This is a genomic window from Clostridium sp. YIM B02506, from assembly GCF_022324845.1.
Classification (GTDB): domain Bacteria; phylum Bacillota; class Clostridia; order Clostridiales; family Clostridiaceae; genus Clostridium_T; species Clostridium_T intestinale.
This window is the reverse complement of record NZ_JAKGTG010000054.1, coordinates 1-12,466: the sequence shown is the minus strand read 5'-3', so window position 1 is coordinate 12,466 and position 12,466 is coordinate 1. Positions and strand designations below refer to the sequence as shown.

General features: G+C 29.9%; 9 protein-coding genes, 2 tRNA genes and 1 other annotated feature. Of the genes, 4 read left to right on the top strand and 7 right to left on the bottom strand.

What is annotated here, in order from left to right:
• Positions 1-94: 94 nt before the first annotated feature.
• Positions 95-343, bottom strand: a binding site (T-box leader).
• A 111-nt stretch (positions 344-454) separates the two neighbouring features.
• Together L1S49_RS22680 and L1S49_RS22675 are read right to left on the bottom strand one after the other, a co-directional pair.
• Positions 455-2,422, bottom strand: a complete 1,968-nt coding sequence (locus L1S49_RS22680) for a methyl-accepting chemotaxis protein (protein WP_238907591.1) — start codon at positions 2,420-2,422, stop codon at positions 455-457.
• Positions 2,423-2,561: 139 nt separating this feature from the next.
• Entirely contained in the window at positions 2,562-3,464 is a 903-nt protein-coding gene (locus L1S49_RS22675) for an AEC family transporter (protein WP_238907590.1), read from the bottom strand.
• A gap of 152 nt (positions 3,465-3,616) precedes the next feature.
• On the opposite strand from L1S49_RS22675, the gene L1S49_RS22670 reads away from it, so the two are divergent.
• Positions 3,617-4,864, top strand: a complete 1,248-nt coding sequence (locus L1S49_RS22670) for an MFS transporter (protein ID WP_238907588.1) — start codon at positions 3,617-3,619, stop codon at positions 4,862-4,864.
• An 84-nt stretch (positions 4,865-4,948) separates the two neighbouring features.
• Here the strand turns inward: L1S49_RS22670 and L1S49_RS22665 are convergent.
• Both L1S49_RS22665 and L1S49_RS22660 read right to left on the bottom strand, forming a co-directional pair.
• Positions 4,949-5,024: transfer RNA gene (locus L1S49_RS22665), tRNA-Lys, on the bottom strand.
• Between the two features lie 59 nt (positions 5,025-5,083).
• Positions 5,084-6,034, bottom strand: a complete 951-nt coding sequence (locus tag L1S49_RS22660; RefSeq protein WP_073022681.1) for an L-lactate dehydrogenase — start codon at positions 6,032-6,034, stop codon at positions 5,084-5,086.
• 297 nt (positions 6,035-6,331) lie between these two features.
• Here L1S49_RS22660 and L1S49_RS22655 point away from each other — a divergent pair, with 297 nt between their 5' ends.
• A complete protein-coding gene (locus tag L1S49_RS22655) occupies positions 6,332-6,769 on the top strand; it encodes an Rrf2 family transcriptional regulator (RefSeq protein WP_073022680.1) in 438 nt (145 codons plus the stop codon).
• Between the two features lie 141 nt (positions 6,770-6,910).
• Positions 6,911-8,752, top strand: a complete 1,842-nt coding sequence (gene asnB / locus L1S49_RS22650) for an asparagine synthase (glutamine-hydrolyzing) (RefSeq protein WP_238907586.1) — start codon at positions 6,911-6,913, stop codon at positions 8,750-8,752.
• Between the two features lie 41 nt (positions 8,753-8,793).
• Here asnB and nagE read toward each other — a convergent pair whose 3' ends face one another.
• Positions 8,794-10,278, bottom strand: a complete 1,485-nt coding sequence (gene nagE, locus L1S49_RS22645) for an N-acetylglucosamine-specific PTS transporter subunit IIBC (RefSeq protein WP_238907585.1) — start codon at positions 10,276-10,278, stop codon at positions 8,794-8,796.
• A gap of 469 nt (positions 10,279-10,747) precedes the next feature.
• Here nagE and L1S49_RS22640 point away from each other — a divergent pair, with 469 nt between their 5' ends.
• Positions 10,748-11,227: a PTS glucose transporter subunit IIA gene (locus L1S49_RS22640; RefSeq protein ID WP_238907581.1), complete on the top strand. Its 480-nt coding sequence runs from the start codon at positions 10,748-10,750 to the stop codon at positions 11,225-11,227.
• A 27-nt stretch (positions 11,228-11,254) separates the two neighbouring features.
• Here the strand turns inward: L1S49_RS22640 and L1S49_RS22635 are convergent, their stop codons facing one another.
• Both L1S49_RS22635 and L1S49_RS22630 read right to left on the bottom strand, forming a co-directional pair.
• On the bottom strand, positions 11,255-12,112 hold the full coding sequence (locus L1S49_RS22635) for a PRD domain-containing protein (protein ID WP_238907579.1): 858 nt from the start codon (positions 12,110-12,112) through the stop codon (positions 11,255-11,257).
• A gap of 207 nt (positions 12,113-12,319) precedes the next feature.
• Positions 12,320-12,395, bottom strand: a tRNA-Lys gene (locus L1S49_RS22630).
• Between the last annotated feature and the right edge of the window lie 71 nt (positions 12,396-12,466).

The following is a 12,466-nucleotide window of genomic DNA, read 5'->3' as shown; positions in this document are numbered from 1 at the left end:
GTATACCTCTTTTTAGCAAAAATAAATTCAAAAAAATTATTGACTTTTTATAACTGGTCTAAAGAATAAAAAATCGCCTCTATATAATTTAATATACAGAGACGAGATTACCCCGCGGTTCCACTCTATTTAAGTCAAAATGACTCCACTTATTGAATATTTACATATTCTATCATTATAACGGATGACTCCGGATAGCCATACTTTATCATCTATACATAGAAGATATGTTCAAGCTTCATCTCAAAAGTGCACTTCACATAGACTTTCGTAAAGGAATTCCACCATAATCCTTCTCTCTGAAACTACTTTCTATGCTACTCTACTTTTTCATAGTTTTTATTCCTACTATTCCGATGTACTTTATACTATATTAAATCATAGTTAAATAGATGTCAATATATTTTATTAAAAAATCTAAAGCCGTTGTACTCTATACAACGGCTAACTAATATTATAATTTAAATTTTCCCACAGCATACTGTAGATTACTTGCTATTAAACTAAGTTCCTCTACTCCCTTTGCTACCTCATCCATAGTTGTATTTATTTGTTCAGTAGATGCTGCTACTTCTTCCGACGAAGCTGCTGTCCCTTCCGATATCTCAGATATACTTTCTATTTTTTGAACTACTTTATTTTTCTTTGAATATATTTCACTAGTTGATTCTGCAATACCTTTTATTCTATTAGTTAACTGATTTATAGCATCTAGTATTTGTGTAAATATTTTTTCTGTTTCATTTACTGCTACTTCCTGCTCCTCTACAGTTACTTTTGATTCCTCCATAGCACTTATAGCTACTTTAGACATACTTTGAACTTTCTCAATTATTTTTCTTATTTCTTCAGTAGATTTTCTAGATTGCTCTGCTAGTTTTCTTATTTCATCGGCTACCACAGCAAATCCTCTTCCAGCTTCCCCTGCTCTTGCAGCTTCAATACTCGCATTTAGTGATAAAAGGTTAGTTTGTTCTGTTATTTCCTTTATAGCATCAGAAATTCTATTAATTTCTTCAGTATTCTTATTCATATTTAATACAATTTTACTAGCTTCATTTGATGATATTTTACTTCTATCTGATTTTTCACCAAGAACTTTAACCATGTTTAAACCTTTATTTCCTAGTTCTAAGGCATTTAAGGATACAGATTTTAGAACCTTAGTATTTTCAACTATTCCATCTATCTCGTTTGAGAGCTCATTTATATTACTTACTCCTTCTTGCGCACTTCCAGCTTGTTCTATTATTCCTCTAGATATTTCTTCTATAGAATTATATACTTGTCCTACAGACGCCGTGCTCTCCTCTGCCATAACTCCTAAATTCGTTGATGTATCAAAGACCGTTTTAGAAGAATTTTTAACTTCTAGCATTAGTGCTGACATATTTTTTATCATAAAATTAAAGTTTTTTCCTAATTCTCCAAACTCGTCTTTTGACTTTATGTCAACCTTAACTGTTAAATCACCTTCGGCAGCCTTTTTAAACCCTTGTTCTAGCTTCTTTGCACTTTTAGCTAATCCATTGCTTAACCAAAAAGAAAATAATGCTGCTATCACAATCACTGCCCCAATTGTTATGAAAATCATATTTTTTATTCCACTTATATCCGCTTTTAACTCTGACTCATCCATAGCAGCGATAATTTTAAAGCCTGTACCTAAATCTGTACCAAAAGTCGTAAATATATGACTTTTATTAAAATCTATTTCTGTAGATCCATTTTCATTATTTTTAATTACATCCCAATTAGATATTTTAGCATCTGAATCGCTTCCAATTATCCTGCTTGGGTAGGTAACTACATTTCCTTCTTCATTAACCACAAAAATGTATCCCTTGTTTCCTATTCTATATTTATTAGTTATTGAGGAAAGTTTATTAATAGATATCTCCATACCTATAACGCCTACAATCTTTCCTTTATCTTCAACAGTTTTCGCAAAAGTAACTACCGATTCATCAGCTATCAAACTTTTATGCGGGTCGCTATTTATAACTTTTCCATTATTATTTATAGCTTTTTCATACCAAACTTCACTTTTAGGGTTAGTTATTTTCTTCTCATCAGGATAAGAAAAAGCTTCTCCCTTTTCAGTAAAGAAAAATACATTTAACACATCTTCATTTCTCTCTTTGAATTTCTGTAAATAATCCTTAATATCCTTCTGCTCTGATTTAGAATCCATAAGTATAGTGTTACTTGAAGCCATTGATATTTGCACAGGGTATTTATTAAACTTTTCAATTACTTCAGGAATCACTTGTTCACTGGAAATCTCAAACTTGTCTATTAATGATGATCTGGCCTGCAAGTAACTACCGATGCCCAATATTAACAATGGTACTAAGCAAATAGATAATAAGCTTGTCATTAATTTATACCGGATTCCTATAATATGAGTTCTTTTTGTCATAATATACACTCCTAGCTATACTTAAATTATAAACTATATCAAACCACTTATATCTTACCATATTTTTACTTAAGTATAAACGTTTACTTTATGTTTTGTATAAAAATATTTTTAAATAGAGATAGGGAAAACCCTATCTCTATACAACAATCCCAACTATTATAGGTATAGTAATCATTGATATTAATGTACTCATAAAAACAGAAAAAGCTGACAGTTCTTTTTCCTTATTAAAGGTCTGAGAGAAAATAGATGCCGTAGCTCCAACTGGCATAGCCTCAATTATTACTATACTACTCGCTGGCACAGATTTTATATTTATTGCTAACGTAATAATATATAAAACTAACGGTATAATCAAAAGTCTTGTAGCTATGCCTAAATACATACTTTTATTTTTAAATTGTGCTTTTAATGATATACCTGCCATCATACTCCCCGTAATTATCATAGATAGAGGAGTCGTCATACCGCCTACAATCTCAAGCACAGATTTTATTACTGAGGGAAGATTTATTGGTGTAGCCATTATAAATAACCCAATTATTACTGATAGTATTCCTGGATTTTTGAGTAAACTTCTTAAATTACTTATACTGCTTTTACCTCCATAAAGTCTTACTCCATAGGTCCAAATAAGTATAGTAAAAATCATATTAAATATAGACGCATAAACTAATCCTTCTTTTCCATAAATGCTTTCTATTATAGGAAATCCCATAAATCCACAATTACAAAATACTCCACAAAATTTTAATACCTCTCTTCTTCCAACTTCAACTCTATTAAATATGATATTAGACAAAATTATAGCAATTATAAATGCAATATTGCTGTAAATAAGTGCTAATATAATATTGTTGAACATATCTTTACTAAAATTAAAATCAAAAGAATTAATTACAAGTAGAGGTAATGTTATATTTAATAAAAAATTTGATAATCCTCTTTCTAAGGTTTCATTCAATATATCTTTTTTCCTAGCGTAACCTCCTATAAGCATTATTAAAAACAAAATTGTAATTTGAGCATATATATCCATAAACAGCCTCCATAAAATTAATTAAAGTATGTAATATTATAGAGATATTTGTTAAAGCTAAATTAATTATTGTTAACTCTCCCAATTTATACAAATATTTCACTTATTCTGATTTATAATTAAATTATGAAAAAGTTTAAGGGGGAGTGTAAGTGAATAAAGAAGAAAGAAGCTGGATACTACAAGATTTCGGAAATTCTGCTTATTCCATAACCATAACTACTGCTATTTTACCTGTGTTTTTTAAGAGTGTTGCGGGCGTTGGATTAGAGGATAATATTTCTACAGCCTACTGGGGATATGCCAATTCTTTTGCTACTTTAATTATAGCTGTACTAGCTCCATTATTAGGAACTATTGCAGATTATAAAGGATTTAAGAAAAAACTATTTTCCATTTTTGCGCTTATTTCTATTATTTCAACAGCGCTTTTAGCTACTGTTGGAGAAAACAATTGGATTTATTGCTTAGTTATTTATATCATCACAACCATAGGATTTTCTGGCTCAAATATATTTTATGATTCATTTTTAACAGATGTAACTGATACTGAAAGAATGGATTTAATCTCATCTTCTGGTTTTGCCTGGGGATACATAGGCGGAACAGTTCCATTTATAGTATCTATTTTATTAATAACAAATGCTGCAAGTTTAAATATGAATACAATACTTGCTACACAAATTTCTTTTCTACTTACAGCTGTTTGGTGGTTTATATTTACTGTCCCTATGTTTAAAAATGTCCATCAAAAATACTATATAGAAGGTAGTCCTAAACATTTAAGCACTAGCATTAAAAAACTAATTACTACAATAAAGGCTACTAAAAATAATAAAAATGTTTTCTATTTTCTTTTAGCATATTTCTTTTATATAGATGGTGTTCATACAGTAATAACCATGGCTACTGCTTATGGTATAGATGTTGGAATCAATAGCAATACACTAATGATAATACTTATATTTATACAAATAATAGCTTTTCCTTTTGCACTTTTATATGGCAAATTATCTAAGGTTTTTTCTCCTAGAATAATGATTTTAGTAGGGATAATAACCTATAGCATAGTTTCTATATATGGTTTCTTCTTAAAAACACCATTGGACTTTTGGATATTATCATTTCTTGTAGCTAGTGCTCAAGGTGGTATACAAGCTTTAAGTAGATCTTATTTTGGAAAGTTAATTCCTAAAGAAAATTCTGCTGAATATTTTGGTATCTATAATATCTTTGGAAGAATTTCTTCAATATTTGGGCCCTTACTAATAGGTATTGTTGGAACCATTACTGGAGAATCTAGGTACGGAATTTTAAGTTTAATTATATTATTTATTGTTGGTGGAATAATATTTTTAAAGGTTGAAGAAGAACCAAAAGCAGAATTTATTACAGACTAAATAAAAATGCTGTTTCTTGTAAGATACAAAAAACAGCATTTTCTTATTTTAAGCTAAGCAAGTTATCTTGTTAGATTATATAATTGGTGACTCACCGGGGAATCGAACCCCGGACACCATGATTAAAAGTCATGTGCTCTACCGACTGAGCTAGTGAATCCCGTACTACATAACACAATTTTAAATTATATATTATTTAATTATTATTGTCAATAATAATTAATATTTCAATGTATTGCAGTAATCTTTAATTAGGTTAACTGATTTATCAAATTTTACTTTTTCCTCTTCTGTCATCTCTATTTCAACTAGTTCTTTTACTCCATTTCTATTTAATACAGCTGGTACTCCTGCGAAAACTCCATCGAATCCATACTCACCTTCTAATAGCGTAGATACAGGTATAATTCTATTTTCATCATTAAATATAGCCTTTAAAACACCTACTGCAGCAGTAGCTATTCCATAATAAGTCGTACCTTTTCTATTAAATACTTCCCATCCAGCTTTAGCTGTATCTGATACCAATTTATCTAAATCTATATCTCCAACTCTATGTTTGTTATCATTTATAACTTTATTAAATGGCTTTCCACCTATATATACATGTGACCAAGGCACCATTTGAGAGTCACCATGTTCTCCCATAGAATATGCCTGAACACTTCTAGGATCAACATCAAATAAATCCGCAATAAAGTGTTTCAATCTCGCTGAATCTACTGAAGTTCCAGTACCTATAACATGACTTTTAGGTAATCCTGATAACTTCCAAACATGATAAGCCATTATATCTACAGGATTTGATATTATTATAAAATGACCGCTAAATCCACTTTCCATTATAGGTGTTATTATAGATTCCATTATCCTAGCTGATGCATCTAAGGTATCGAGTCTTGATTTTCCTGGCTTTGGTGGTGGTCCAGCCGTTATTATTATGGCATCAACATCTCCACAATCTTCATACCTTCCTACTTTTACTTTTGTATGTTGATCTAAATACTCAATGCAGTGATTTAAATCCATCGCTTCCCCAAGTGCTTTTTCTTCATTGATATCTATCATAAGAATCTCTTCGCATACACCCTGAGTAATCAAACTAAATCCTATGCTAGATCCCACTAATCCAGTTCCTACAATTGCTACTTTTCTAGATTTAATTCCCATTGATTTTCCTCCTTAAGTTTTATAGTTTTTATTATACTAAATTCTATTATCTGTGAATATCAATTTATTTTAATTTTTATATGAAAATAGTTAATTGATATAATTCCTATAGGATTTTAATACAGTTATAATTTTATCAATACTATTATTATAATTTAGCTAAAATAATATTACTATTTTTTATATTGTACAAATACTTTACTACTTTACATAAATATTATAATTGCCTAGTAACTTGATATGCTTTATAATAACTTATAATGAGAAAAGAATTTTTAATCAAAAGAGGTGTATGTAGTGAAAATATCCACAAAAGGTAGATACGGCGTTCAGCTAATGATTGATTTAGCTATTCATTATAATCAAGATTTAGTACCATTAAAAGATATTGCAGCAAGACAAGAAATCTCTGAAAAATATCTGGAACAGATAGTAACTCCACTAAATAAATCTGGATATGTTAGAAGTGTACGTGGATCTCAAGGCGGATATATGTTAGCATCTGATCCATCAGATATAACTATAGGTATGTTACTGAGAGTATTGGAAGGTCCTTTTTACCCAGTAGATTACAATCCAACTAACAAACCTAATTCCGATAATGCTACTATTTATGTAACTATAGGAATATGGAATAAGATGAGGGACGCTGTTGATAATGTTGTTGATAATATAACTTTAGCAGATTTAGTGGATGAGTATAAATCTAAAATCGAACCAGATTTCTGTATATAGGCTTTATAAAGACTTTCTTTATAAAGCCTTTTCTCTTTACTAAAATCCTCAGTAAAACATTCATTTGTAACTATATTTTTTAATATTTCATAGTATAACTTATACAATAAAATATATTAAATTTATAGCGAGGTAATGATTATGTGCGGAATAGCTGGTTGGATTGATTTTTCTAAAGATTTATCTTCTTTTTATCATATAATTGAAAGTATGACGGATACTCTTAAACTCAGAGGTCCAAATAGTGGAGGTTTTTATACAAATGAAAATGTACTATTAGGTCATAGACGTCTAGTAGTCGTAGATCCAGAGGGCGGTAGCCAACCTATGACTAAAGTTATCAATGGAAATGAGTATGTTTTAGTTTATAATGGTGAATTATATAACACAGAGGATCTAAGAAAAGATTTATTGTCTTATGGATATAAATTTGATTCATATTCAGATACAGAAGTTCTCTTAACCTCATATATTCATTGGGGTATAGACTGTTTAGATAAATTTAATGGAATTTTTGCATTCTGTATTTTTAATAAAAAAACTAAAGAAATATTTTTAGCTAGAGATCCGTTAGGTGTTAAACCCCTATTCTATTCAGTTAAAGGAAACTCTTTAATATTTGGTTCTGAAATAAAAACACTCTTAGCTCATCCTTATATATCAACTTTAGTAGATGAAACTGGAATTACAGAACTTCTTTCACTTGGACCTGCTACAGCTCTAGGTAGTGGTATATTTAATGATATAGATGAGGTTCCTCCTGGAAATTTTATAACCTTTTCTCCTAAAGAATTTAATTTAAAAGAATATTGGACTCTTAAGGCAGAGGAATACACCGAAAACGAAGATGAAGCTGTTGAACATTTAGAATCTTTATTAGTTGATGCAATTAGTAGACAACTTGTAGGTGATGTTCCTTTATGTACCTTTTTATCTGGAGGATTAGACTCCTCTGCTATAGCTGCAGTAGCATCAAAAAACTTTAAAGACAAAGGTAAAAAATTAACTACCTACTCAATTGACTTTGAGGATAATGAAAATTATTTTAAAGCTTCTCTTTTTCAACCAACCTCTGATGAGGAATGGGCTTTATTCACATCTAAATATATAGATAGCAATCATAAAACAATAATGATAAAAAATATAGATTTAGTAAGTTATTTAAAGGATGCTTTAATTGCAAAAGATTTACCTGGTATGGCAGATATAGATTCATCTCTTTTCTTGGCTTGTAAAGAAATAAGAAAAGATTACGTAGTTGCCCTATCTGGTGAATGTGCAGATGAGATATTTGGTGGTTATCCTTGGTTTACAAATAAAGACATGTATGAAGCCAATACCTTTCCTTGGTCTAGATTCACTTCAAATAGACTTGATATTTTAAGTCCATCTATGAAAAAATTGAAGATAGAAGAAATGGTAAATTATCATTATAGCTCTTCTTTAGCTAAAGTTCCTCATTTGGATAATGAGGATAGTTATGAGCATAGAATGAGAGAATTATTTTATCTTAATATAAAGTGGTTTATGGTAAACTTATTAAACAGAAAAGATAGAATGAGCATGTCTAACTCTCTTGAAGTTAGAGTTCCTTTTGCTGACCCCAGACTAGTTCAATATGCATTTAATATTCCTTCAAAAATCAAATTCCTACATGGACGTGAAAAGGGTCTATTAAGAAGCTCATTAAAAAATATATTGCCGAAAGAAATTGTTGAAAGAAAGAAAAGCCCTTACCCAAAAACCTATCATCCTATTTATACTGAAGCTGTATGCAAAGAGATGAACAAGATCTTAAATAATCCATCTTCACCTATACTCGAAATTGTAGATAAAACAAAAATACAGCAAATTGTGGATAGTAAAGGCGAATCATATAAAATTCCTTGGTACGGACAACTTATGATGGGTCCTCAATTTATAGCTTATTTGATTCAATTAAATATGTGGCTTGATATTTATAATGTTAATATTAAAATATAAAATTAAAGGCTAGGAAATTTCCTAGCCTCTTAATATATTACTTATAATAATTTTTTCATTTGACTAACTATTGGATCTGCTAAAGTACCTACTACTATTTGGTAGTTACCTTCGCCCATCTTCATTACTCCTGAAGCACCTAACTTCTTAAGTTCTCTCTCATTTATCTTGTTTCCGTCATTTAAAGATAATCTTATTCTTGTTACACAAGCATCTATTGTTTGTATATTTTCTTTTCCGCCTATTGCTTCAAGTATTCCTTTAGCTTTACCTGCTAAATCAGAAGATTTTGTTGATGCCTTTACTTCAACCTCAACTTCATCATCATCTTCTCTACCTGGAGTTTTTACATCAAATTTCTTAATGTAGAATAAGAATACGAAGTAGTATATAGCTCCAAATACTAAACCAACTAATGCTAATCCTAATGGATTACTTGTATTAGATTTGCTAAAGTTTAATGCATAATCTATAAATCCTGCCGAGAATCCAAATCCTAATTTCATGTTTAGAGCATATGTTACTGCTCCTGCTATACCAGTTAAAACTGCATGTATTCCATATAATACTGGAGCTAAGAACATAAATAAGAATTCTATTGGTTCAGTAATACCTGTTAAGAAAGATGTAAATGCTATTCCTAAAAGCATTCCTGTAACTTCTTTTTTCTTTTCTTTTTTAGCTGCTGTTATCATTGCTAAACAAGCTGCTGGAAGACCAAACATCATTATTGGGAAAAATCCAGTCATAAATGCTCCAGAAGCTGGATCTCCTGCAAAGTATCTAGTTAAGTCTCCTCTAACTATTTCACCAGCTGCATTAGTGAATGTTCCAAATGTAAACCAGAATATAGAGTTCATTACGTGATGTAATCCAAATGGTATTAGTAATCTGTTTAATAGTCCAAATCCAAATGTTCCTGCTGAACCTGAATCAGCAACGAAGTTTCCAAATGAATCTAATCCTGTTTGGATAGCTGGCCATACATAACCGGCTAATACACCTAACGCTATCATAATGAAAGATGTCGCTATAGGTACAAACCTTTTACCGGCAAAAAATCCTAAAAACTGTGGAAGTTGAATATCTTTAAATTTATTATATAATATACCTGCTAATATACCTGCTATAAATCCTGCAAATACTCCCATGTTTATAGTTGGGTTAATAGCTGATGCAACCTTTTGTAATACTAAAAATCCTACTGTTGCTGATAGTGCCGCTACTCCATTATTTTCTTCAGCTAAACCAATTGCAATACCTACTGCAAATAATAACCCAAGTATCGAAATAGGTGTTGCCCCATCACCTTTACCTAAATATAAAGTACCAAAAATAGCATCTCCAGCTTGAGCTATTATTGGAATACCTTTTTCCATTAAGTACTTATTACCAGTCCATGTCCATACATCATTTTGACCTAATCTTAATAGTATAGCGGCAGCTGGCATTACTGCTACTGGAGTCATTAGTGCTTTACCTATCTTTTGTAAGAAAGCTAATACTCTGTTGTTTCCTTTTGACATATAAATCCCTCCTGAATATAGTTTTTACTGATATCAGCAAATTATCATAAATAATTGCAAATAAAAAAGCTGGAAAAGAATATACACATAATATACTCTTTCCAGCTAATGCCCTATACTAGTTACACGCTGTATCAGTTACTTATTAATTACAAGACAAGTATATACTATTATTTTTTATTAGTCAACGGTTACATTAAATTATTTTTTAAATTTTTATTTTTATACAAATTACTATTGATTGACAAAATATATATCAGTGTATATAATTACATTAAACATGTAACTGTTAATCAGGCATAAGTTTAGTATTAAACTTATGCCTTTTTTTAATAGGTTGTGTAAATTTATAAGAACTAGTTAAAGAATGCTTATTAGATTACACCTCATTTAACATGTATATTTAAATTAGTAATTGAAAGGAAGTGAACTGTACTAATTGTTTTTATAAAATAATTAGTTAATATTTATGTTTGGATTATTTAGTAAAGAATTAAAACTTGTAGCTCCTATTTCAGGTAAAACTGTAGATCTTTCCACTGTACCAGATCCAGTTTTTGCAGAAAAAATGACTGGCGACGGTATAGCAATAGATCCAACAGGAGACTTAGTAGTAGCTCCAGCTGATGGAGAACTAACTCTAGTATTTAAAACTAAACATGCACTGGCTATGACTTTATCCAATGGAATAGAATTATTAATTCATATTGGCATGGATACAGTTTCTTTAGATGGAGAAGGTTTTGAGCTTCTATGTGAACAAGGCACAAAGGTTAAAGCTGGAACTCCTCTTTTAAAAATAGATAGAGAATTTATAAAATCTAAAAATTTACCATTAGTAACTCCTATAGTTATTACAAATATGGATTCTGTAAAGACAATTAATCCCTCTATCGGTCAATCTGTAGAGGCAGGAAAAGATACTATTTTAACTTATAAAACAAAGTAAAAAAAGGTGCTAAATCTTAGCACCTTCTTATTTTGATAGAGAAACTCTAAATCTTTCTATATGCATAGCTAAATAGGCTATTTCATCTTCAACTACATTTACATCATCTAAATTTTCTTTTAGTATTTCTGCAACATACTTAGCAATATTATATGATTTACGATATTTACGCTTTATGACATCTATAAAATCATTTGTTATAGGTGTATTAGTTCTTATTCTTTCTATCGCAAATCTTAGATGTGTTAAAAATCGAGCATAGTCTAATGATTTCTTATCTATTTCAATATCTAATGTATCCTCAATATATTCGATTATAGTGTTACTTATAAAACTATATTTAATAGTATTAGAAAGTTTACCATTATTTCTTGCAGAATGTATATGCAAAGCAATAAATCCAGCCTCTCCATCAGGTATATATACACCTAAAGACTGTTCTATTTTTATTGCAACCTGTTGCGCTAAAGTAAACTCTTTATTGTATAAAGTCTCGATTTCAGCTATAAATGGATTTTGTATTTCTTCATTACCTTTTAATCTTTTTATTGCGAAGAATAAGTGATCTATTAATCCTATATGTATATTTTCACTTAACTCCTCATTTAATTCTTTAGATATAAAAAATATAAGTTCTTCGCAAAATCCAACAAACTCTTCTTCTAAGTTACTTATTAAAGTCTTAAAATTTCTTATATTATCTTTATCTTCAATTATGAATATCTTTTCTATTTCTGTTCCTTTAAGCACTTTATCCCCTGGTCTTTTGCTAAATCCAATCCCCTTCTGAAAGAGCATTTTTTCTTTTCCTTCCGATTGAACAAGTACTATATTGTTATTAAATGCTTTAATTATTTCACAATCTTCTTTTAAAGAGCTATTCACATGTTCACCTTCTTACTAAAATGATAATATAAGACTTTAATCTCATTCTACTAATACTCATTTTAAAACCTTATAATGTCAATTGTAAAGTGTAAACATATAAAACACAACTATATTTTTAAAAATTTATTAAATAAGTCCATAATCAATAATTTTATTATAAACTTTTAAAAATAAAAAAAGATCCTAGAAAATTCTAGAATCTTTTGGTGGCTCACCGGGGAATCGAACCCCGGACACCATGATTAAAAGTCATGTGCTCTACCGACTGAGCTAGTGAACCATAATATTTGGCGACTTCCTACTCTCCCACACAGTCTCCCATGCAGTACCATCGGCGTAATAAAGCTTAAC